The organism is Komagataeibacter saccharivorans, assembly GCF_004348195.1.
In the GTDB taxonomy this organism is placed as follows: domain Bacteria; phylum Pseudomonadota; class Alphaproteobacteria; order Acetobacterales; family Acetobacteraceae; genus Komagataeibacter; species Komagataeibacter saccharivorans.
In genome coordinates, this window is the sequence record NZ_CP036404.1 from 1,814,079 (window position 1) to 1,837,287 (window position 23,209).

The following is a 23,209-nucleotide window of genomic DNA, read 5'->3' on the forward strand; positions in this document are numbered from 1 at the left end:
CGGCTCAGCCGATGTTGCTCTGCACCCATGCCTTGAGCTGGCTCTTGGGCATCGCACCCGTCTGGGTCGCTACCGGCGCACCATTCTTGAACAGGATCAGGGTCGGGATGCCACGCACGGCGTAATCGTTGGGCGTGCGGGGATTTTCATCAATGTTGACCTTGGCCACGGTCAGCTTGCCCTTGCCTTCCGCCCCGATTTCATCCAGCGCGGGGGCGATCATCTTGCACGGCCCGCACCATTCCGCCCAGAAATCGACCAGAACGGGTTCCTTGGATTCCAGAACAAGCTTCTTGAACTGGTCATCGCTGACGGCAATCGTGTTTTCGCTCATCACTTATTTCTCCTTTGCGGTGGCATGAAGCCACCCCCTTGATCCTACTGACATGGCCACACCCGCGCACGCGGTCAAGACTGCGCTCCACCCTTTGTGCGCGACGGCCCATCCGGCGCGTTCTGGTCCAGCAGGGCGGACGGCAGGATGTCAACGCGCACCCCTTCCGTCCAGACCAACGCGCACACGACCTCCTGACCTGGATAGACACCCCGCAGCAGCGCACGATAGGCCGCCATCTGCCGCAGGTAGAGCACCGGGGTCTGCCCGACTTCCGCCGGTGGGTGGCGGTTGGTCTTGAAATCACAGACCGTAACCCTGCCCCCGCTGACCGCCATACGGTCCACCTGCCCCACAATGACCTGCTGCCCCACGATACCGGCCAGCGGCTGCTCGGCACGACTGCCGGGCGCGAACAGGGCGGCCAGATCGGGACGGTCCATGACCGCCAGCACCTGTGTCACCAGTTCATCGCACAGCGCAGGCTCCAGACCCGCCGCCGGACGGGAAAGCCATGCATGCGCCAGCTCCGCCCGCTGGTCCGGGGGACAATCAGGCAGGTACTGCAGCAACGCATGCACCAGTTGCCCCCGTTGCAGGGCACGGGCCCGCCGGGTGGCCGTATCGGCGCGGTCGCGGACCATGTCCGCCGACAGCAGCGGCGAACGCACGGCAGGCTGCGGGCCAAGGCCGATATCATCGGGGCGGCTGGGGGCCAGCGGACGGGCAAGCGGTCCCTCCACCACCGGCATGACGGGCTGCCAGCGCGGGGCATGACCCATCCAGTCCGGCAGGGTCACGTCAGGGGCCATTACCCTGCTGTCCGTGCCGTGCCCTGGCTGCGGCGTGGGAGCGGGTGAAATGGCCCGTGCCTCCTCCAGCACCAGACTGTCACCCTCCCAACCCAGATCGAAGGGCTGGACCGTGGCTGCCGCACCTGTAAAACCCTGACGGCACAGGTCGTACCAACAGCCATCGGGTATGCCCCGGCGCGGTTCCCACCCACACACCACCAGCCGGTCGCTGGCGCGGGTCAGCGCGACATATAGCAGGCGGTTATATTCCTCCGCCGCGGCCAGCCTGATCTTTTCCTGCAGACTGGCGGTCGTGTCCGTAACCAGTTCCCGCCGGGGCACCCATATCGGTATGTCCAGTTTGGTCGCCCGGTCGCGTTCCCACAGGATGGCGGTATCGGAACGCGGGGTCGCGACCGTATCGGGCAGGATCACAAGACGCGCCTGCAATCCCTTCGCCCCGTGCGCGGTCATGACACGGACCATGTTGGCCGAGGCATCGGGTTCATGGCGCACGGTTTCATCCGACGCATTGAGCCAGTGCAGGAACCCCTGCAGGGAAATGGCGTGCGTTTCCTCGAAACGGAGCGCCGCCGACAGCAGTTCGTCAACCGGCTCCACCGCTTCCGGGCCAAGACGGGCCAGCAGACGCGCGCGACCGCCCAGCGGGCCAAGCGCTTCGGCCAGCAACTGATACGGCGTTGCGTAATCAACCTGCCGGAACAGGGTATTGAGGCAATGCCATGCAGCCGACCAGTCGGGCCGCTCAGCGTGGCGGGCGCGCAGCACGGCCCATAGCGGCTGTCCATCACGCCCGGTTGCCAGATCCATGAGCGACCTGTCATCCAGACCACCCAGCGGCGAGGTCAGGACGCAGGCAAGGGTCAGATCATCCTGTGGCAGCAGAAGGGCCGCGCACAACGCCATCAGATCCTGCACCGCAAGCTGGTCCGTCAGCACGGTGCGCACCAGTGTCGCCACGGGCACGTCATTGCTCTTGAGCGCACGGATCAGCGCACGCGCGAACGCGGAACGGCGCGGCACGAGGATCAGCACATCCCCTGGTGCCAGCGGGGTTTCACCCGGCGGAGGGACGCGCCGCAGTTCTGCTGCGATCCATGCCGCCAGCGTATCCGCCAGCCGCTGCTGCGCGGTGGACTGTCCGGCATTGTCGCGCGGGGCCATCCACGGGCTTACATCCGTCTCATCCACCACGACGGGCACGGGTGGCCAGATTTCCACCCGCCCCCCCTGCCCCGGACGTGCGGTGACATGGGCGGGGACGGAGCCATCCGGTTCCACCACGCCACGCGCGGCGGCGGGATTGGCGAATACACTGTCCACCAGTTGCAGAACGGGGGCTGTGGAGCGGAAGGAGACCGTCAGCGCCGGTTCGCGCCATGTGGCTTCCGCTGCCTGCGCGCGGTCGCGGAAACGCTGCCGCCATGCGCGGAAGGCTTCGGGATCAGCACCCTGAAAGGAATAGATCGACTGCTTGTAATCACCCACCGCGAAAATGGTGCGGGGGCACCCGTTTTCATCCCGCGTGCCTTCGCCTGCGAAGAATTCGGATGTCAGGCCACCGGCTATGGCCCACTGGTCGGGGGATGTGTCCTGCACCTCATCAAGCAGCAGGTGGTCAATGCCGCCATCAAGCTTGTACAGCACCCACGCGGCACCCGGATCGCGCAGCAGGTCCAGCGTGCGGTCGATCAGGTCATCATAATCGACCATGCCCTGTGCGCTCTTGCGCGTGGCGTAGCGTTCCAGCACGGGCTGGGCGACAGACAATAGCGCGCAGGTCAGTTCAAAGACCGTCAGGGCGCGAAGCTGTGCATCAACCCCGATCACCCGGTCCGCTTCCGCCAGCAGGATGTCAGCCAGCCCTTCACACGCCGCGTCGATTTTGGGATTCAGGCCACCACGCTTGCGCGGCGCACCTTCGCGCGTCAGAAGCGCCTGCCGCCATACGGTCCACTCCGCCGCCCGCGCCGCCGTATCACCACCCAGCCATGCCAGCATGGCTTCAGCCTGCACCCGGACCCTGGGCGATCCCGCGCTGGCGACAAAACGCAGGCCATCGCGCAGGGCTTCCTCATCGGGAATGGTGGCGCAGGCGGCGTGCAGCACTTCATCCGCACTGCGTCCGCTCAGGCCCATCATCCGCATCAACGCCGCTTCCACGCTGCCGCGGTCATCCACCCACTGGCGCGCCAGTGGCAGGATACGGCGGGACTGGGCCTGAAGGCTTGCGATCAGCGTGGTGAATTCCCCCACCCCGATCTGCCCCGCCAGCAGGCTGACCGCCGCGCCGCCGCGCCCCACGATATCCTCCACCGCCGCGCGCTGGGCCAGGCGGGCATCGGTTTCCTCGATCAGGGTGAAATGCGGGCTGATGGCGGCCTCGACGGGAAAGCGCCTCAGCAGCGACTGGCAGAACGCATGGATGGTGCCAATGCGCATCCCGCCGGGCAGGTCCAGCACCCGGGCGAACAGTTCGCGCGCGACACGGCGGCTTTCCTCGCCCGTCGGCACCGACAGGCGGGCCAGTTCGGTATCCAGCGCCTCATCGGGCAGCATGACCCACTGTCCCAGCCGGTTCTGCAGGCGGATGGACATTTCCGCCGCCGCCGCCTTGGTAAAGGTCAGGCACAGGATGCGGGCGGGATCGCTACCGGGCACGCGGGTCGGCGTGCCGTCACGATCCGGCACGATGCGCGGCAGCATAAGGCGCAGCAGGCGGTCGATCAGCAGCTTGGTCTTGCCACTTCCTGCCGAGGCCGAGACGAATACCGAAGCCTGCGGGTCCGATGCCAGTGTCTGGCTGCGGTTGGCGATGCCGATGGCATCCGTCGTGCTGTCATGGGGCAGAATGGGTCTGTTCATCCGCCATTCTCCTCACGCGCGGCGCTCCATTCCGCAACCCGCGCCAGATGCGCATAATCGGCGAAGCGCGGTTCTTCCCCCGGAAAGGGATGGGACAGGTAAGGCTGGTCGGGATTGTCATAGGCACTGACCAGCGCACGCAGCCCCGCGCGGCAACTGGCGATCAGTTCTGCCAGTTCCTCCCCCCGCGCGACATCAAGCACCTGCGCCGGGACGTGGCCCCCCGTCAGCCGCCAGTACACCAGTTCCGATACGCTACCCGCAACCGGGGGCGGGAATCCGCCGCATTCGATCATCGCCGCTTCCAGAACAAGCTGGGACTGCCAGCCTTCCACCACGCTACGCCGCAGGGGCAGGGTGCCGGTCTTGTAATCGAACAGGCTAAGCCCGCCATCCCCATCATGCAGGTCGATCCGGTCCGCGCGGCCACGCAGGATAAACGGACCACCAGGCAGGTCTTCCAGTCGCATCCGGCCGCTCAGTTCCGTCAGGACCGTGCGGGGCGTGCCGGTGGCGCGGCGCGCTTCCTCCGTCCGGGCGCACCATGCGGCGATACGGTCCAGCCGGGGCGCCCACCACGCGGCAAGGGCGGGACGCAGCCCGGCCTCGCGCAGCACCTCGGCAAACACCGCCTGCATCCGTTCCGCCCCGCCTGAGGGCCAGTCGGATGGATGGGCGCGGAACCAGCGTTCCAGCGCCGCATGCACGATCTGGCCATAATCGGCGGCATCAGCCAGTTCTTCCAGATCCGCAAGCCTGCGCAGGCGCAGGATGCGACGCGCGTAGATGGCGTAGGGATCGCGCATCCATGTCTCGATTTCCGTCACCGACAGACTGCGGGGGCGCAGGCCAACGGGTGGGCAGGGCCGTGGCGGGGAAACCGGGGTCGCTACACCCCCTTCCGGCCGGTCCAGACTGTCCAGCCAGCGCAGCGCCGGATGTACGGGCAGGCTGCGCCCATGCCCCGCCAGATAGGCGTCAAGCCGCACCAGCCACCGCGCGGGCACGGTTGGCGCGCCCTGCCGCCGGGCCGCGACCGACAGCACGACCTGCCCCGCTGCACACGCGCAGGACACGAAATCCCGCGCCGCCTGACCAATCCCCCATTCCGGGCTGGGCAGGCCGACGCGGGTGCGCATCGGGCGGCTCATCCACGGTCCGGGATCGGTCGCGGGTGGCCAGACGGTTTCCACCAGACCGCCGAGGACGATGGTGTCCGCCGTCTGCAACCGCGCTTCCAGCAGGCCCCATATGAACACGCGCGGATGCGCCGTCATCCCGTCGCGCCCACGCACCGCCCGACGCCCGTGCACCGTCATGCCCGCCAGCGATGACGCCAGCAGCCCGTCCAGCGCGCCAAGCCGGGAATCGGGCAGCACGTCGCACCATGCCAGCAGCGCACTCATATGCTGGCCCAGCGCGTTGCCTTCCTCCCCCGCCCACAGCCGTTCGGCGCCATCCACCGTATCGGTCGCGGCAAGGGCCTGCGCGGTTTCGACCAGTGCCGCAAGCAGCACGGATACCGGCACCATGGTATCACGCGGCAGGGCCAGAAGCGGGCCGAACACCGTTTCCAGCCGGTTGATGAAGGCGCTGATTTCTTCCGGCGCATCCGGCGCGTCGGCCAGTGCGCCATGCGGGTCTTCCGTCGCGCGCTGGAGCGCGCTGCGCAGTCCGGCAATCCCCGGCGGCGGGGCCGGGCCACGCAGCACGAGGCGTTCAAGCTGGCGGGCGCTGGCGCGGCATGTTCCCGGCGAAAGCCCGCAGGCTGCCAGCGGATGCTTGATGGCCGACAGCAGCGCCACGGGCGACAGGCCACCATCCACCGCCTGCACGATCAGCCGCAGGAAGGCGGTCTGGGGCACGGTGAGCATGCTTTCACCCGCGCTGTCATCCGCCACCACGCCCCAGCGGACCAGTTCCGTCGCCACACGTCCGGCCAGTGCGCGATCGGGCGTGACCAGGGCTGCGCGTCTGCCGGGCCGTTCAAGCACCTGACGCAGGACCATGGCGATGGCGGCGGCTTCCTCCTGCTGGTCGGCGCTGCGCAGGATGGACAGGCCGTCCGCTTCCACCGGCACGTCGCGTTCGCGCCAGCGTTCCAGCGCATGGGCGGGCAGCAGGGCGCGCGACAGCAGGCTGGCGCGGGAAACCGGACTGCTGGCCACGCAGTCATGCGGCAGGCTGGACCATATTTCCATGCCGGCACGCTCCACCCCCAGTTGCGCCAGCATATGGGCAGTGCCCGCCTGCGGGTGGTCGGGCGGAAGGTGCCGCCAGATGGCGTCGTCACATTCCATGTCCACACCCGGCAGGATCAGCATGCCGTCAGGCTGGTCCAGCACCGCACGCAACATGACGATGGTGGACGGCACGGCATCGGAAAAGCCGGCAGCCCAGACGGGATAACCCACCGGCGGCGGGGAATCACGCCACCGCGCGGCCTGCGCGTGCAGCAGGGCGGTCTGGCGGGCGACGGGGTTCATGACCCCCTGTTCCGCCAGCCATGCGGGCCAGACACTGGTGACAATGGACAGGAACTGCAGCGTCTGGTGCCAGTGCTGCGCGAAATCCCCCTCCGCCGCGTGGGGCAGGCGTTCGCACAGATCACATTCGGCCCATTCCGCCTCGCCCATCAGTTCGGCCAGCGCACGGGCCAGTGGCCATGCCTGATCCACGCCCTGCACATCACCAAACGCCTTGCCCGCCTGCATCACCAGCAGGGTCAGCGTGGCCAGGCGACGCATGGGGTCAACGGCGGGCGGCAGGTCCAGCGCGTTCTGGCCGGACAGGACAAGCGACGCCTCGTCCAGCGCGCCGATCGGCGCGATGCGCGGCAGCAGGATGGGACGGCCATCGACCTGCCGCACGAAGGCTTCGGTCAGGGCACGGCCCGCGCGGCGGCTGGGCAGCAGGATCAAGCCATTGCCGCATGCCTGCGGATCATGACCGGCCTGCTCCAGCCAGCGCGCGGCAATCTGATCGACAAACGGCACATGCGGCGGCACGACCGCCACCCGGCCCCGCACGGGGGCTGCGGCGCGTGCGGTCATATGTCGTTATCCACATCCGGGTTGAAGACGGAATGCAGCGCGCGTTCCGCAGCGGCGATATCATCGGGGCGGGACAGGTGAAACCACAGCGAATCATGCACGATCACGCCCAGCCTGCCCGCGTCAATGGCACGATCCCACAGATGGTTCATGCTGAATCCGCCTTCGGGCGCCTGCGCAAACAGGCGGGGGGAGACAATCTGCACGCCGGTAAAGACGTAAGGCGTAATCTCGCCCGCGCGGGGGCGGCGCGGCCTGCCATGCGCATCAACCGCGAAATCTCCATGCCCTACTTCCCCCACCGCGCGCGTCATCGCGCCCAGCAGCAGCATGGCGTCCATCGTGTCGGGATCGAACGCCGCTGCCAGCCGCCGCAGGGCGGGAACCGGGCCGTTAAGCCACATGACATCGCCATTGATCAGGTAGAATGCATCCGGCCCCAGCCGCCCCGCACGCAGGGCGGCGGCAGCACTTCCCCCGGTTTCCAGCAAGGTGGGTTCAGGCTGTTCGACCGTCAGCGGGCCACGGCCACTGGCCGCGCGATCCGCCAGCGCCCTGTGGATCGCATCGGGCTGCCAGTGGGCGTTGACCACCACCTGTTTCACACCTGCGTTTTCCAGCCGGTCAAGCGTATGATCGAGAATCGGCTGTCCGCCCACCCGCAACAGCGGCTTGGGGACCGATTCGCTCAGCGGTCGCATCCGCCGGCCCATACCGGCGGCAAAGACCATGGCGGTGGCCGGAATGTTCACGCTCATGATGCCTCTCCTGTCCGTGGGGCTTCCAGCGATGCAAGCCGCCCGTCCCATCCGCCCAGCCGCGCGATGCGCCCGCCCGCACCATCATGCAGCAGATGGATGTGCAGCGCGCCATCGGGCTTCAGCGCGCCCAGACGGTCCGGCCATTCGACAAGGACGACGCCTTCACACGCATCGTCCCATCCCAGTTCATGCAACGCATCGGGACCATCAAGACGCCACAGGTCAAAATGCGAGATTTCGGTCCCGGCAGCCTCATAGACCTGTACCAGCGTATAGGACGGGCTGGGCACCTCCATTGTCGCATCCCCGCACAGCGCGCGCAGCAGCGCGCGGGCAAGCGTGGTCTTGCCCGCGCCCAGATCCCCCTCCAGCAGCACGGCGTCGCCCGCGTGCAGATGGGCCGCCAGCATGCGGCCAAGGGCTGCCGTGGCCTGTTCGTCAGGCAGGGGAATGTCACGCATGCCCGTCATGATTCCCGGCCCTTACGTGGTTGTATTTCATGCAATGATTGTGCCCCCACCGGGCATGCGCGCACAAGGGGCGACGGCATGGGCACGCTTGAGGCTTGCACCGATGCGGACAACAACGCAAAACCGCATGCAGCCTATGCCTTTGACCAGACCATGGATTACGGGACACCAGAGCCGGACATGACCACGCCATCTTCCCCCCTTACCGTCGATGTCGCCATTATCGGCGCGGGCCCTGCCGGGCTGTTTGCCGCTTTTGAATGTGGCATGCTCAAGCTGTCATGCGTGCTGATCGACGCGCTTGACGAAATCGGGGGCCAGTGCGCCGCCCTGTATCCCGAAAAGCCGATCTATGACATTCCCGCCCATCCCGCGATCGAAGGTGGCGCACTGATCGAGGCCCTTGACCGCCAGATCGCCCCCTTTGACGTGCCCCGCCTGCTCGGCCGCCGGGTGGAAAGCCTGGAGGGGACACGCGGCGCCTTCCGCCTTGGCACCACGCAGGGTGATGTCATCCATGCGCACGCCGTCATCATCGCGGCGGGTGCTGGCGCGTTTGGCCCCAACCGCCCCCCGCTGGAAGGGCTGGAGGCATTCGAGCGCACGGGCGGCGTGCAGTATTTCGTCCGCCGTCGCGCCGATTTTGCGGACAGGGATGTCCTGATCGCCGGTGGCGGGGATTCAGCGGTGGACTGGGCGCTGTCGCTTCGTGACATCGCGCGCAGCGTGCGGCTGGTGCACCGGCGCGACCGTTTCCGCGCGGCCCCCGAAAGCCTGCGCCAGCTTGATGAGGCCGTGGCGTGTGGCCAGATCGAAAAGATCATCGGCTACCAGCTTCATGGCCTGCACGGAACGGACGGGCAGTTGCGCGGCGTGGATCTGGCCACCATGGACAACAGCATCCGCCATGTCGCATGTGATCACCTGCTGCCCTTCTTCGGGCTGGCGACCGATCTGGGACCGATCGCACAATGGGGGCTGGACACCATACGCGGCACCATTCCCGTAACCCCGTCCACCTGTGAAAGCAGCCAGCCCGGCATCTTTGCCGTGGGCGATGTCGCAACCTATCCCGGCAAGCTGAAGCTGATCCTGCAGGGCTTTACCGAAGGGGCGATGGCGGCCCATGCCATTCATCCCATCGTGCATCCCGATACGGCGCTGCATTTTGAATATTCGACATCCAAGGGGGTGCCCGCAGCCTGATTCCTGCCACCCGTTCCTGTCATAACAGAAACGGTTGACCATTCCCCCGCTCTGGCGCATCCCCGGTTGTGTTGATGACGGAAATAAGGATGAGACTGTGAAAGTTATCGTTCTGGGCGCGGGTGTGGTCGGGGTCACCACGGCATGGTACCTGGCAAAGGAAGGCCATGACGTCACGGTCATAGACCGCCAGCCCGCCGCGGCGATGGAAACCTCCTTCGCCAATGCCGGTCAGATTTCGCCGGGCTATTCCGCCCCATGGGCCGAACCTGCCCTGCCGTTCAAGGTCATGCGGTGGATGTTCAGCCGGGATGCGCCGATCGCCATCCGCCCGCGCATCGATTTCGCCATGATGCGCTGGCTGGGGCAGATGATGGCCAACTGCAACGCCCATGACTATGACATCAACAAATCCCGCATGCTGCGCGTGGCGGAATACAGCCGCGACTGTCTCGATACCCTGCGCCGCGATACGGGCATTACCTATGACGATGAACAGCGCGGCCTGATCGAGCTTTTCCGTACGCAAAAACAGGTGGACCACTGCGCGCATGACATGCGGCTGCTGGAACAGGCTGGCATCGCCTACGAATTCCTCAGTCCCGACGACATCATCCGCCACGAACCCGGACTGGCGGAAAACCGGCACCTGCTCCGTGGCGGGCTGCGCCTGCCGGGCGACGAATCAGGCGACTGCCACATGTTCACCCAGCGTCTGGCGCAGAAGGCGGAAGCGGAACTGGGCGTCACCTTCCATTACGAAACGGCGGTCGAGGCATTGGACGCGACCGCCACCGATATCGTGGGCGTCCGTACCACGGCAGGCAGGATGGTGGCCGATGCGTATGTGGTCGCCATGGGCAGCTATTCCCCGCTGCTGCTGCGTCCGCTTGGAGTAAGGCTGCCGGTTTACCCCACCAAGGGCTATTCGCTGACCCTGCCCGTAACCGATCCGGCGCGGGCCCCCCTGTCCACCATAAGCGACGCCACCCACAAGGTCGCCATCACGCGGCTGGGGGATCGTATCCGTATCGGGGGGACTGCCGAACTGACGGGCTACAACCTGCGGCTGAGCCGTGACCGGCGGCGCCTGCTGGAACTGTCCTTTTCGGAACTGTTCGGGGCGGGTGGGGACCTGTCGCAGGGCGCATACTGGACGGGCCTGCGCCCCAGTACGCCTGATGGCACGCCGATCATCGGTCCGGCGGGACGCTTTGGCAACCTGTGGCTCAATACGGGCCATGGCACGCTGGGCTGGACCATGGCCTGCGGTTCAGGCCGCCTGCTGGCCGACCGGATCAGCGGCAAGCGCACCGACATCCCCTGCCTTGACCTGTCCCTTGACCGGTACATCCCGAACTGAGGCATAAAAAAAGCCCGGCGTGAGCCGGGCTTTTTTCTGAAAGTGCAACGCTGGCATCGCGGGGAAGCCAGCATTGACGCAGCAGTAATTACTGCGCAGCCGGAGCGGCTTCCTTCGTTTCGTCCTTCTTGGCACCGTGATGGTGGCTGCCGTGATGGCTGCCGTGGTGCTTTTCCTTCTTCGCACCCGCTTCGGCGCCAGCGACACCTTCGGAAGCGTCGGGAGCGTGCTGCGGAGCAGAAACAGACGGGGTGGTGGGTTCAGGCGTCTGGGCCATGACGGGAGCGGCAACACCCATAACGGCAACAGCAGACAGCGCGGCGAGGAAACGGCGGGGGGAAACGGTCATATGAAAATACTCCACAAGTCAGGATTTTCTATCCCAATGCGCCTATCAGGTGGCGAATCGGCACACCCGATCTGACTTCCCTGCTGTAACATGCCGCAGGAAAGCCGTCTCGGATTAAAATTCTTAAATATATGGAGAGTGAACCGTTTTTGCCGCAAGATGACCGCAATCTCAAGAACTGAAACATTACTAAAGATTGCAGCCGGTCCTGCGGCAGTCGGAATCAGTCGACCGAACCCGAACGCTCACGCTTCTTGCGCTCGTGCGGGTCGAGGTAGCGCTTGCGGATACGCACGGCGGACGGCGTGACCTCAACCAGTTCATCGTCCTCGATATAGGCGATGGCCTGTTCCAGGTTCATCTTGCGCGGCGGGATCAGCAGCAGGGCCTCGTCCTTGCCAGCGGCACGGATGTTGGTCAGCTTCTTTTCACGGATCGGGTTCACCTCGAGATCATTCTCACGCGAATGCTCACCGATGATCATGCCGACATAGACCTTCTCGCCCGCATCGACGAACAGCGTGCCACGGTCCTGCAGCGAGAACAGCGAATACTGCGTGGTCGCACCATCTTCGGACGAGATCAGCGAACCGTTACGACGGCCGGCAATCGGGCCGACATAGGGCTGATAGCCCGAGAACAGGCGGTTCATGATGCCCGAACCACGGGTATCGGTCAGGAATTCGCCATGGTAGCCGATCAGCCCGCGCGACGGGATCAGGAAGCTCAGGCGCACCTTGCCGCCGCCCGAAGGCTGCATGTCCTGCATGATGCCCTTACGCAGCGCCATCTTTTCAACCACGACGCCCGAATACGGCTCGTCCACGTCGATCAGGACTTCCTCGAACGGTTCTTCGCGCTCACCGGTTTCCTCGTTGGTGCGGAACAGCACGCGGGGACGACCGATGGTCAGCTCGAACCCTTCACGGCGCATCTGTTCGATCAGCACGCCAAGCTGGAGTTCGCCACGGCCCGCGACCTCGAAGGCCTCGCTCTCGGGGCTTTCGGACACGCGGATGGCGATGTTGCCTTCCGTTTCCTTGAACAGACGGTCACGGATCTGGCGCGACGTGACCTTCTTGCCTTCACGGCCACCCAGCGGGCCATCGTTCAGGCGGAAGGTCATGGACAGCGTCGGCGGATCAACGGGGGTGGAGGGCAGCGGCTCTTTAACTTCAGGAGCTGCGATCGTTTCCGGAATCGTCGCGTCCGACAGACCGGCCACGGCCACGATGTCACCGGCTTCGACTTCTTCCACCGGCACGCGGTCAAGACCACGGAAGGACAGCAGCTTGGTCAGGCGGCCCGTTTCCACAACCGATCCGTCGGGACGCAGCACATGCACCGGCATGTTCATCTTCGCCGTGCCCTGTTCGACACGGCCGGTCAGCACGCGGCCAAGGAAGTTGTCGTTCTCGAGGATGGTGGCGACCATCGCGAACGGCGCGTCCTTGTTCACTTTCGGGGCCGGAACGTGGCGCAGGATCAGGTCGAACATGGGCGAGAGGTCCTTGCGCGGACCGTCGATTTCCGTATCCGCCCAGCCCTGACGGCCAGAAGCGTACAGCATCGGGAAATCAAGCTGTTCGTCATTGGCGCCAAGGGCTGCGAACAGGTCGAAAATCTCGTTATGCACTTCATCGGGACGGGCATCGCCACGGTCGATCTTGTTGACGACCACAATCGGCTTCAGGCCGCGCGCCAGCGCCTTGCCCACCACGAACTTCGTCTGCGGCAGCGCGCCTTCGGCGGAGTCGACCAGCACCACGGCGCCATCGACCATGCTCAGGATACGCTCGACCTCGCCACCGAAATCGGCGTGGCCCGGGGTGTCGATGATGTTGATGCGGGTATCTTTCCACACCACGGACGTGCACTTCGCCAGGATGGTGATGCCACGCTCACGCTCCAGGTCGTTGCTGTCCATCGCGCGCTCGGCGACGTGCTGGTTCTCACGGAAGGAGCCGGACTGTTTAAGAAGCTGATCGACCAGTGTGGTCTTGCCATGATCGACGTGCGCGATAATGGCGATATTGCGGATATCCATAACTGCTCTTGACCTGACTTTCCTTGGCGGGGACGCCATAAGGGACGCGGCGGCACCGGCGCTGGGCGCCCGTGCGGCGGCGGATTGGGTGGCTGCTGGATGCGTAGATAAAGCGGACGGGCGCGGATTGCACGCGAAACTTCGCGCACAACCCCATCACACGCCCGGCACGACGCGCCCCGTGGATCAGAAATCCATGTCCTGTCGCATGTTGATCAGCGGGCGCGCACCGTAATGGGAAATCACTTCCGATGCCGCGACACTGCCCAGACGCCCGCATTCGGCCAGCGTCCGGTCCGATGTCCAGCCCGCGAGGAAGCCCGCGGCATAGGCATCGCCCGCGCCGGTGGTGTCGATGACCTGCGTGCGCACGCTCTCGATCACGATGCGCTTCTGGTCCTGTATGATGACGCTGCCCCGTTCGGAACGGGTCAGCACGGCGAAATGCGTCTCCGCCGCGACACGGCGGGCGGCTTCATCAAAATCATCGGTCTGGTACAGCGCGCAGATCTCATCCTCGTTGGCGAAGAGGACGTCCACATGCCCGCGCACGAGATCATGAAACGCCGCGCGGTGGCGGTCGACGCAGAAACGGTCCGAAAGGGACAGCGCAACCTTGCGCCCGGCCTCATGCGCGATGCGGGCTGCGGTGCGGAAGGCTTCCTGCGCTGCCGGCGGATCGAACAGGTAGCCTTCCATATAGATCACCTTGGAAGCCTGCACGACATCAGCCAGCACATCCTCGGGGCTGAAGGTGACGCAGGCCCCCAGATAGGTGTTCATCGTACGCTGGCCATCGGGCGTGACCAGAATGATGCAGCGCGCGGTGGGATTGTGGTCGCCCTCATCGCCCTGCAGCGGCACGGAAGGAAAATACACCCCCGCCGCCTGCAGGTCCGCGCCAAAGGCCTGACCGGGGGCATCATCGGCAACCTTGCCCAGATACGCCACGCGCGCGCCCATGTTGGACGCGACGACACAGGTATTGGCAGCCGAGCCGCCCCCCATTTCCTTTTCCCTGCGGATCTGGTTGTACAGCGTCTGCGCGCGCTGGCCGTCAATCAGCGCCATGCTGCCGGGTACCATGCCATTGCGCTGCGGGAAGTCAGCTTCCACCGGTGCCAGCACATCGACAATCGCATTGCCGATACCCAGCAGATCAAACCGGCATTCCGCCGCCCGTCCCGAATTTTCCATATTCTGTTCCACTACCGTCGTTAATCCGTCGCGCATGCAGCCGCAGCGCCTGAACGCCACGAAATAACCTCTTTTTTCCTGCATGAGGCCCGTATCGCTATCATCGGCGGTTAACCGGCGCAATGCGTGATGTTTTCACGCGCCTCCCCTTCGAACGCCCTTGTCGACCTGATCGGGGGGCGTATAACCGTTAAGGGGGCTGCAGCCTGCAACCAGCCCGAAAGCGTAACCTCCTCCAACCGGAACGTCCGCGTTCCGGCGCAGCATAAATCCAAAGCGGGGTAACTATTGTTCAGACGACGCAAGCCAGCAGAAACCCAGCCACCCGCCCCAGCTCCATCCCCCGTGCAGCAGCCGGGCCGTCCGGCGACAGCAGCCGGTGGCGCTCCGTCCACTTCCAACCCTGCCAGCAAGGAAAACACATCCATGGCCCGTCCGCCCTTCCCGCCCACGCCCAACCCTTCGCCCGCACCCGGTGGCGTACGTCCCGGTGCGCCTGCAGGTCAGGCCGCGAAGAAGGAAAATGACCGCCGGACGCTGGTCGTGGGTCGTGGCATCAGCGTGCAGGGCACCATTCAGGACGCCGAACGGCTGGTTGTGGAAGGGACGGTTGAATCCTCCATGATCAACGCCTCCGAACTCCAGATCGCTCAGGGCGGCGTGTTCAAGGGCGAAGTAGAGGTCGAGGACGCTGAACTGGCGGGCACCATCGACGGCACGCTGACGGTGCGTGGTGGCCTGACCATCCGCTCCACCGGTCGCCTGCTGGGCAAGGCCAAGTGCCGCCGCCTGAAGGTGGAAGATGGCGGCCAGATCACCGGCCAGCTTGAGATGATCACCACCCCGGCTCCCGAGCCTGCGGCCCCCAAGCCCGAATAGGATACGCCTCCCCTGCCCGCCTGCCGGGCAGGGACAAAAAAACGCCAGCGGCAGCAATGCCCTGGCGTTTTTTAATGGACCCGTAAAAAGGTAGTCCGGATCAGGCTACGTTATCGCGGCGGTCACGCAGCTTGACGTAGGCAAGCTGGGCATGTTCGGCGCAGTATGGCTTGCCCGGCAGGGGTGTTGCCCCGCAGAAATGGAAGCCGGGCGTGCCCGGATCGCCCAGCGGCCAGCAGCAGGACTGGCTGCTGCGGCGGCGCGGTTCGCTGACCGGACGCAGGGCCGAACGCGGGGCGCGGGCCTGACTGCGCGCCGGGCGGGCTGCGGGTTCCGGCTCACTCGTCAGCGCATCCCCTGCGGATGCCGGGGACGTAGCCTGCGTGGCGGTTGATACGGTGGGGGCGACAGTGGATGGCGCGGGGGCTTTTTCCGGCTGGGGCGCAGGGGCCCTGGACACGACCGGGGCGGAAACCGTTTCCTCTTTCGCTACGGACGGCGCAACGGGCGCGCTCTCCGTTACAGCGGCGGGTGCCGACGTATCGGCCACAGCTTCGGCGGGTGCGCCCTTGGGTGCGCGGCGGATGGGTGACGGACGGGGCTTGAGGCCCAAACGGTGCGCCTTGCCCACCACTGCGTTCTTCGTGACAGAAAGCTGGCGCCCGATTTCTGCGGTCGACAAACCCTGCTGCCACAGATCACGCAGGCGCGCGATCGTCTCCTCGGTCCATTCCATCGCCATCGTTCTGCACTCCTTACGCGGAATGGTGCGAAACTAAGCTTATACTGTGCCCGGCTCAACTACCATGCCACAGAATCTTGTGGACAGTTCTGAGCATAACCTGTTCGCAACCCCGGTAAAACCGTAACCCGGTTAATAAACGCCTAATCGTGGATCAGTTTTACCTTACCGCCCTCGACGCCCATTATAAGTCTGCCCGCCTTGAGTTCACGCGCCAGCTTGCCAAATACGGTATTGCGCCAGCCGTGGAAAGCAGGAATATCCGCATCATCATCAAGCGCGAAACGGTCCAGATCCTCGGATGAGGCAACCAGTTTCGGGGCGACGCGATGGGTTTCACAGCAGGCAGCCAGCAATACCTTGAGCAGGGCGATCAGCGCGGGCGATGGGCGCTGCGCATCCTTTCCCCGCCCCTTTGGCATGCGCGGCAGGTCCGCTTCCGGTTCCGCCATGGCACCCGTCACGGTTTCCAGCAGGGACTGCCCGCTACGCCCTTCGGCAAAGCCACGGGACACGCCCCGCACGCGGGCCAGTGCCTCCACCGTAACGGGAGCCGTGGCTGCGATTTCCATCAGGCTCTCGTCTTTCAGAAGACGCTGCCGTGGCACGTTGACACGCTGCGCCTCGCCTTCCCGCCATGCGGTAACCGCGCGCAGGATACCCAGCATACGCCGGTTATTCGTGCGTGGGCGCATCTTTTCCCACAATGTCAGTGGATCAGGACGGAAGGTTGCGGGATTGTTCAGGATATCCAATTCTGCTGCCACCCAGTCCAGCCGCCCTTCCTTTTCAAGCTGTTCGAGCAGCCTGCCATAGACCAGACGCAGATAGGTAACATCCGCCGCCGCGTAACCGATCTGCGCTGGGGAAAGCGGACGGGCCGACCAGTCGGAAAAACGGTGGGATTTATCGATCTGTACCCCCAGCAGGGAGGAAACGAGGTTATCGTACCCCACCTGATCGCCATATCCCGCCACCATGGCCGCCACCTGCGTATCAAACAGGGCGGTGGGCAGGCGGTCGAACAGATGCAGGAAGATTTCCAGATCCTGCCGTGCCGCGTGAAAGACCTTGACCACGCCGGCATCATCCAGCAACGCCCCGAGGGACGACAGATCCAGCCCTGGCGCCAGCGTGTCGATCACCACGACATCGTTTTTCCCCGCCAACTGCACCAGACACAGTTCCGGCCAGTACGTACGCTCACGCACGAACTCGGTGTCGATTGTCACAAACGGCTCAAGCCGCAGTCGCGCGGTTACAGCCTCAAGCTCCGCCGTGGTGGTAACCTGCGCGGGAGCGGGGAATTCGGGTCGGGATACACGTGCCATGAGGAGCAGTTATCATGCCTCCGCCAATTTGCAAAAGCGGGGAAAATCACATGCCGCCCACCCGCATTTCCGTTGACGCCAGACCGGACCTTACGGCATCAGCCACACATCTCCTTCCCTCTGCTGACGGATGCCCCATGAACACCCGCCCCACCACCGACGATGGCAGCCAGTTCCTGACCCAGCTCGGCCAGAACACGACACAGCCCGCAAGCCCCGAGGAAGCACGGCTGGAACGTGTTCCCGCCCCCGAACGCGGGCGGCATTATGTCGTGCGGTTCACCGCACCCGAGTTCACGTCCCTCTGCCCCGTGACCGGCCAGCCGGATTTCGCCCATATCGTCATCGACTACATCCCTGACGAATGGATCGTGGAAAGCAAGTCGCTCAAGCTGTTCCTGACCAGCTTCCGCAACCATGGCGCATTTCATGAAAAATGCTCCGTGCAGATCGCAACCACACTGGTTGACCTGCTGAAACCTGTCTGGCTGCGGATCGGTGCCTACTGGTACCCACGCGGCGGCATGCCCATCGATGTGTTCTGGCAGACCAGCACCCCGCCGGAAGGTGTGTGGATACCTGCGCAGGACGTGCCCGGCTATCGCGGACGCGGCTGATCCGGACATAAAAAAAGCGCCCCGGACAGGGCGCTTTTTTACTGGTTCTGTCCGCGCCCGAAGGCGCGGGGGAAACCATCAGATGGACATGGCCGGAACGGCAGACTGCGCCGCGTCGATTTCGGCGCGGGCGGACTGCATCTTGCCCATGAGAATATCCAGCGCGGGCACATTCATCTTGTCCGCTTCCTCATAGGATTTCTCAAGTGCCGCCAGACGGGCTTCGGCGTCGTCAACCGACAGCTCCGCCAGTCCGGTCGCCCGGTCGGCAAGGATGGTGCAGTGGGTCGGCGCGATATCAGCAAACCCACCAGCCACGAAGAAGCGGTGCGTCACGGCACCGTCTTCGTAAACATCAACCACGCCACCGCGCAGCGTCAGCATGAGTGGCGCGTGTTCCGGCATGGCCGCGATGTCGCCTTCGGCCCCCGGCATGACAACCATATCGGCGTCATGGGCGAACAGCACCTTCTCCGGACTGACAATCTTGACCTTAATGGACATGGTCTATCTTCCTTGCGTCAGGGGTGGTGTCAGGCCGATTCCTTCATCTTTTCGGCCTTGGCCACCGCTTCCTCGATCGCACCGACCATGTAGAAGGCGCCTTCGGGCAGGTGATCGTATTCACCAGCCACGATCGCCTTGAACGAACGGACCGTGTCTTCCAGCGAAACCAGCTTGCCCGGCGCGCCGGTGAACACTTCGGCCACATGGAACGGCTGGGACAGGAAACGCTGGATACGACGGGCGCGGGCAACGACCAGCTTGTCGTCTTCCGACAGTTCGTCCATGCCGAGGATGGCGATGATGTCCTGCAGGGACTTGTAGGTCTGCAGGATGCGCTGCACGTCACGGGCCACCTGATAATGCTCGTCACCGACGATCTTCGGATCGAGCGAGCGGGAGGTGGAGTCCAGCGGGTCCACGGCCGGGTAGATGCCCATTTCCGCGATGGAACGGTTCAGCACCGTGGTCGCGTCAAGATGGGCGAAGGTCGCGGCAGGCGCCGGATCGGTCAGGTCATCGGCCGGCACGTACACGGCCTGCACGGACGTGATCGAGCCCTTCTTGGTGGAGGTGATGCGTTCCTGCAGCGCGCCCATTTCGGTCGCCAGTGTGGGCTGGTAACCCACGGCGGACGGAATACGGCCCAGCAGCGCCGACACTTCGGCACCAGCCTGCGTGAAGCGGAAGATGTTATCGACGAAGAACAGCACGTCCTGACCTTCGACATCACGGAAGTATTCCGCAACGGTCACGCCGGACAGGGCGACACGGGCACGCGCACCCGGCGGCTCGTTCATCTGGCCATAGACCAGCGCCACCTTGGACCCGTCGGTCGAGTCGCCATCAATCTTGATAACGCCCGCATCCTGCATTTCGTAATACAGGTCGTTACCTTCACGCGTACGTTCACCAACACCCGCGAAGACCGACACGCCACCATGCGCCTTGGCGATGTTGTTGATCAGTTCCTGAATGATGACGGTCTTGCCAACACCGGCGCCACCGAACAGACCGACCTTACCGCCCTTGAGGTACGGGCACAGCAGATCGACAACCTTGATGCCCGTGGGCAGGATTTCGGTTGCGGCGGCCTGCTCGTCAAAAGCGGGGGCAGCACGGTGGATGGGCGAACGGCCTTCGGCATTCACCGGACCACGATCGTCAATCGGCTCACCGATCACGTTCAGGATACGGCCCAGCGTTCCCGGTCCGACCGGCACGGTGATCTGGTTGCCGGTGGCGGTGACTTCCGTGCCGCGGGACAGACCATCGGTCGTATCCATGGCGATGCAGCGGACTTCATGCTCGCCGATTTCCTGCGCCACTTCCAGCACCAGGGTCTGGCCGTTCAGCTCGACGTGCAGCGCTTCGAGGATATGCGGCAGCACACCTTCGAACTGCACGTCAACGACGGCGCCGCGGATCTGCGTTACGCGACCAACGACATTGCTTTTCTGCGCCTGCGTGGAGACAGGAGCCTCTTGAGTTGTGGTTTCCGACATGGGACAGCTCCTGTGAGCGTGAAGATCGGTCCTCAGACAGCCTGGGCGCCCGAGATGATCTCGATCAGTTCATTGGTAATATTGGTCTGACGCGTACGGTTGTAGGTCAGGGTCAGGCGGTCGATGGCCTTGCCGGCATTCCGGGTCGCGTTATCCATGGCCGTCATCCGCGCGCCATTTTCACCCGCAGCGGTTTCCAGCATGGTCGCATAAAGCTGGACCTGCAGGTTACGCGGCAGCAGGCTGGACAGAAGCGTCGCTTCATCCGGCTCGAACTCGTAGCTCGCGACATCCGCCTGTTCGGCATTGTCGTTTTCCGGCAGCGCCAGCGGGATAAGCTGCATTTCCGTCGGCGTCTGGGTCATGACATTGCGGAACTGGTTATAAACCAGCGTGCAGACATCGAATTCGCCCTTGTCCAGCAGGGACGAAATCTGTTCACCCAGTTCAGAAGCAGCGGAAAAGGGGATTTCCTTGCCCGCGGCCAGATGACGGTGCCCGATGATGAGATCGGAAAACTCACGCTCAAGAAAGTCGTGTGTCTTGCGCCCGACCGGCAGCAGCTTGACCGTTTTGCCTTCAGCCTGGAGCCTGAGCACCAGATTGCGCGTCGTACGGTTGATGTTGGAGTTGAACGCACCCGCAAGGCCACGGTCGCTGGACATGGGGACCAGCAGATGCACCTTGTCCTGACCCGTTCCGGTCAGCAGCGCGGGCTGCCCGCCTTCACCTGCCACGCTACGCGCGACTTCGGCCAGCATGCGGCGCATTGCGTCGGCATATGGCCGTGCGGCGGCTGCGCGGGTTTCCGCCCGACGCAGCTTGGCCGCAGCGACCATTTTCATTGCGCTGGTGATCTTGCGCGTCGATTTGACGCTGCCAATCCGTGCGCGCAGTTCCTTCAGGGAAGCCATGGTTGCCCGATCTTCCTCAGTTGACGAACTGACGGCCGAATGTCGTCAGGAAATCATTCAGACGGCTTTCGATATCCTTCGTCAGCTGGCGCTGCGTCCGGATCGATTCGAGAATGTCCTTGCCCGACGTGCGGACATCATCCAGCAGGCGCTTCTCGTACGTCGTGACCTGATCGACCGCCACGGCGTCGATATAGCCACGCGTGCCAGCGAACAGCACCACAACCTGTTCTTCAACCGAAAGCGGGGAGGTTTCGGGCTGCTTCAGCAGTTCGACCAGACGTGCGCCACGGGCAAGCTGCTTCTGCGTGGCCGGGTCCAGATCGGACGCGAACTGCGAGAAGGCTGCCATTTCACGATACTGCGCCAGTTCCAGCTTGATCTTGCCGGCAACCTGCTTCATCGCCTTGATCTGGGCTGCGGAACCAACACGCGACACCGAACCGCCCACGTTCACCGCCGGGCGGATGCCACGGTAGAACAGGTCGGTTTCAAGGAAGACCTGACCATCGGTGATGGAAATCACGTTGGTCGGGATATAGGCGGACACGTCACCAGCCTGCGTCTCGATCACCGGCAGGGCCGTCAGCGAACCGGCGCCGAACTTGTCGGACATCTTCGCCGCGCGTTCCAGCAGGCGCGAATGCAGGTAGAACACGTCACCCGGATAGGCTTCACGTCCCGGCGGACGACGCAGCAGCAGCGACATCTGACGGTAAGCGACGGCCTGCTTGGACAGGTCATCATACACGATCAGGGCATGCATGCCGTTATCGCGGAAATATTCACCCATGGAGCATGCGGCATAGGGAGCCAGATACTGCATCGGGGCCGGGTCGGACGCGGTTGCTGCCACGACGATGGAGTATTCCATCGCGCCGGTTTCTTCCAGCGTGCGCACCAGCTGCGCCACGGTCGAACGCTTCTGCCCGATCGCGACATAGATGCAGTACAGCGACTTGCTTTCGTCACCCAGCGCGTTGACGCCCTTCTGGTTGACGATGGTGTCGATCAGGATGGCGGTCTTGCCGGTCTGGCGGTCACCGATGATCAGCTCACGCTGGCCACGCCCGATGGGCACGAGCGCGTCAATGGCCTTGATGCCGGTCTGCATCGGCTCACTGACGGACTGGCGCGGCATGATGCCGGGGGCCTTGATTTCAGCGCGCTTGTGGATGACATCGCCAACCAGCGGGCCCTTGCCGTCGATCGGGTTGCCCAGACCGTCAACCACGCGACCCAGCAGCGCCTTGCCGGTGGGCACTTCAACCACCTTGCCGGTGCGGGCGACGGTATCGCCTTCACGCATGGCGCTGTCATCACCGAAAATGACAACACCGACGTTGTCATTCTCAAGGTTCAGGGCCATGCCCTTCTGACCGCTGGCGGGGAAGTCCAGCATTTCGCCGGCTTCGACATTCTGCAGGCCGTACACACGGGCGATGCCGTCACCCACCGACAGGATGGTTCCTGTCTCGGCAATGTCAGCTTCCTTGTCGAACGTAGCGATCTGCTGCTTGAGGATATCCGAAATCTCGGAGGGGCGGATTTCCATCACGCGGCTCCCTTCATGGCATGGTGCAGGCGGGTAAGGCGGGATCTGAGGCTGGTATCATACAGGCGGGCGCCTACGCGCACGACCAGACCGCCCAGCAGGGCCGCGTCAACACGCTCCTGGATATTGACTTTGGAATAGCCGGCCTCGGCAAGGCGGCTGCGAAGCTGGATACGCTGCAGGTCGGTCAGGGGATGGGCGGAGACGACATCCGCCACCACTTCCCCGCGCCGACCGGCAGCGATGGCCGCCAGCGCGGCAAGAATGTCACGCAGGCGCGGAAGGCGGCGGTTATTCGCCACCACGCCAACAAAATCACGCATAAGGGGACTGAAACCTTCGGCATCCAGCACCGCTTCAACCGCACGGCGGCTGATACGGATATCCAGCGTCCGGTCCGTCAGGACGGTGCGCAGGTCGGCGCTGCCGTCAATCATCGCGACAAGACGCGAAGCCTGCTCCAGAACAGGGTCAAGCTGCTGGCGTTCAGCCGCAAGCTCATAAAGCGCCGTCGCGTAACGACCGGGAAGGCCATTGGCAATGGAGGCGATCGGTATTGAGGTCGTTCCACCCGAATCCACTGTCCGCTTTTCCAATCCAGAATCTTGATTCAAACACCAGCCGCCTGCCCGGAAACCCCGGTCCCGTGCGCTGCTGGCGCGGCTCTAGCACGCAGCGCATGCACACGCAACAGAGCAGGCA

19 protein-coding genes are annotated in these 23,209 nt (G+C 64.4%); 4 read left to right on the forward strand and 15 right to left on the reverse strand.

The features are described 5' to 3' along the window. Positions 1-4: 4 nt before the first annotated feature. From trxA to tsaE, 5 genes are all read right to left on the reverse strand, one after another. A complete protein-coding gene (gene trxA / locus KSAC_RS08245; RefSeq protein ID WP_102325441.1) occupies positions 5-334 on the reverse strand; it encodes a thioredoxin TrxA in 330 nt (109 codons plus the stop codon). Positions 335-408: 74 nt separating this feature from the next. Next, on the reverse strand, positions 409-4,014 hold the full coding sequence (gene addA / locus KSAC_RS08250; RefSeq protein ID WP_132305064.1) for a double-strand break repair helicase AddA: 3,606 nt from the start codon (positions 4,012-4,014) through the stop codon (positions 409-411). After that, the gene (gene addB, locus KSAC_RS08255) at positions 4,011-7,067 is read right to left on the reverse strand and encodes a double-strand break repair protein AddB (RefSeq protein WP_132305066.1); all 3,057 of its coding nucleotides are present in this window, start codon (positions 7,065-7,067) and stop codon (positions 4,011-4,013) included. The genes addA and addB overlap by 4 nt, the downstream gene beginning before the upstream one ends. After that, positions 7,064-7,825, reverse strand: a complete 762-nt coding sequence (locus KSAC_RS08260; protein ID WP_102325438.1) for a nucleotidyltransferase family protein — start codon at positions 7,823-7,825, stop codon at positions 7,064-7,066. Before KSAC_RS08260 ends, addB begins: the two co-directional genes overlap by 4 nt. After that, positions 7,822-8,289: a tRNA (adenosine(37)-N6)-threonylcarbamoyltransferase complex ATPase subunit type 1 TsaE gene (gene tsaE, locus KSAC_RS08265; protein WP_102325672.1), complete on the reverse strand. Its 468-nt coding sequence runs from the start codon at positions 8,287-8,289 to the stop codon at positions 7,822-7,824. The genes KSAC_RS08260 and tsaE overlap by 4 nt, the downstream gene beginning before the upstream one ends. 189 nt (positions 8,290-8,478) lie before the next feature. Between tsaE and KSAC_RS08270 the strand changes: the two genes are divergently transcribed. After that, a complete protein-coding gene (locus KSAC_RS08270) occupies positions 8,479-9,504 on the forward strand; it encodes an NAD(P)/FAD-dependent oxidoreductase (protein WP_110547328.1) in 1,026 nt (341 codons plus the stop codon). Positions 9,505-9,601: 97 nt separating this feature from the next. After that, on the forward strand, positions 9,602-10,867 hold the full coding sequence (locus KSAC_RS08275; protein ID WP_132305068.1) for a D-amino acid dehydrogenase: 1,266 nt from the start codon (positions 9,602-9,604) through the stop codon (positions 10,865-10,867). 88 nt (positions 10,868-10,955) lie between these two features. Here the strand turns inward: KSAC_RS08275 and KSAC_RS08280 are convergent, their stop codons facing one another. The 3 genes from KSAC_RS08280 to KSAC_RS08290 form a co-directional block, all read right to left on the reverse strand. After that, positions 10,956-11,216, reverse strand: a complete 261-nt coding sequence (locus tag KSAC_RS08280) for a hypothetical protein (protein ID WP_102325436.1) — start codon at positions 11,214-11,216, stop codon at positions 10,956-10,958. Positions 11,217-11,439: 223 nt separating this feature from the next. Then, entirely contained in the window at positions 11,440-13,263 is a 1,824-nt protein-coding gene (typA, locus tag KSAC_RS08285; protein ID WP_102325435.1) for a translational GTPase TypA, read from the reverse strand. A gap of 186 nt (positions 13,264-13,449) precedes the next feature. After that, the gene (locus tag KSAC_RS08290; RefSeq protein WP_132306180.1) at positions 13,450-14,460 is read right to left on the reverse strand and encodes an adenosine kinase; all 1,011 of its coding nucleotides are present in this window, start codon (positions 14,458-14,460) and stop codon (positions 13,450-13,452) included. Positions 14,461-14,886: 426 nt separating this feature from the next. Here KSAC_RS08290 and KSAC_RS08295 point away from each other — a divergent pair, with 426 nt between their 5' ends. Next, positions 14,887-15,339, forward strand: coding sequence for a bactofilin family protein (locus tag KSAC_RS08295; protein ID WP_102325434.1), 453 nt, complete (start codon positions 14,887-14,889; stop codon positions 15,337-15,339). 100 nt (positions 15,340-15,439) lie between these two features. Here the strand turns inward: KSAC_RS08295 and KSAC_RS08300 are convergent, their stop codons facing one another. Both KSAC_RS08300 and rnd read right to left on the reverse strand, forming a co-directional pair. Beyond that, positions 15,440-16,075 carry a GcrA family cell cycle regulator gene (locus KSAC_RS08300; protein WP_408884757.1) on the reverse strand — a complete coding sequence of 212 codons (636 nt, stop codon included), beginning with the start codon at positions 16,073-16,075 and terminating at the stop codon, positions 15,440-15,442. A gap of 149 nt (positions 16,076-16,224) precedes the next feature. After that, the gene (gene rnd, locus KSAC_RS08305; RefSeq protein ID WP_102325432.1) at positions 16,225-17,412 is read right to left on the reverse strand and encodes a ribonuclease D; all 1,188 of its coding nucleotides are present in this window, start codon (positions 17,410-17,412) and stop codon (positions 16,225-16,227) included. 137 nt (positions 17,413-17,549) lie between these two features. On the opposite strand from rnd, the gene queF reads away from it, so the two are divergent. Then, positions 17,550-18,029, forward strand: coding sequence for a preQ(1) synthase (gene queF / locus KSAC_RS08310; protein WP_118962750.1), 480 nt, complete (start codon positions 17,550-17,552; stop codon positions 18,027-18,029). 78 nt (positions 18,030-18,107) lie between these two features. Here the strand turns inward: queF and atpC are convergent, their stop codons facing one another. Genes atpC through KSAC_RS08335 form a run of 5 tightly spaced genes read right to left on the reverse strand, consistent with a single transcriptional unit; the run spans position 18,108 to position 23,103 of the window. Next, positions 18,108-18,533, reverse strand: coding sequence for an ATP synthase F1 subunit epsilon (atpC, locus tag KSAC_RS08315; protein ID WP_102325430.1), 426 nt, complete (start codon positions 18,531-18,533; stop codon positions 18,108-18,110). A 29-nt stretch (positions 18,534-18,562) separates the two neighbouring features. After that, a complete protein-coding gene (gene atpD, locus KSAC_RS08320; RefSeq protein ID WP_132305072.1) occupies positions 18,563-20,038 on the reverse strand; it encodes a F0F1 ATP synthase subunit beta in 1,476 nt (491 codons plus the stop codon). 32 nt (positions 20,039-20,070) lie between these two features. Continuing rightward, positions 20,071-20,952: a F0F1 ATP synthase subunit gamma gene (locus tag KSAC_RS08325; protein WP_102325428.1), complete on the reverse strand. Its 882-nt coding sequence runs from the start codon at positions 20,950-20,952 to the stop codon at positions 20,071-20,073. Between the two features lie 16 nt (positions 20,953-20,968). Then, positions 20,969-22,507: a F0F1 ATP synthase subunit alpha gene (atpA, locus tag KSAC_RS08330; RefSeq protein WP_102325427.1), complete on the reverse strand. Its 1,539-nt coding sequence runs from the start codon at positions 22,505-22,507 to the stop codon at positions 20,969-20,971. Then, positions 22,507-23,103: a F0F1 ATP synthase subunit delta gene (locus tag KSAC_RS08335; RefSeq protein WP_102325426.1), complete on the reverse strand. Its 597-nt coding sequence runs from the start codon at positions 23,101-23,103 to the stop codon at positions 22,507-22,509. Before KSAC_RS08335 ends, atpA begins: the two co-directional genes overlap by 1 nt. Positions 23,104-23,209 lie beyond the last annotated feature (106 nt).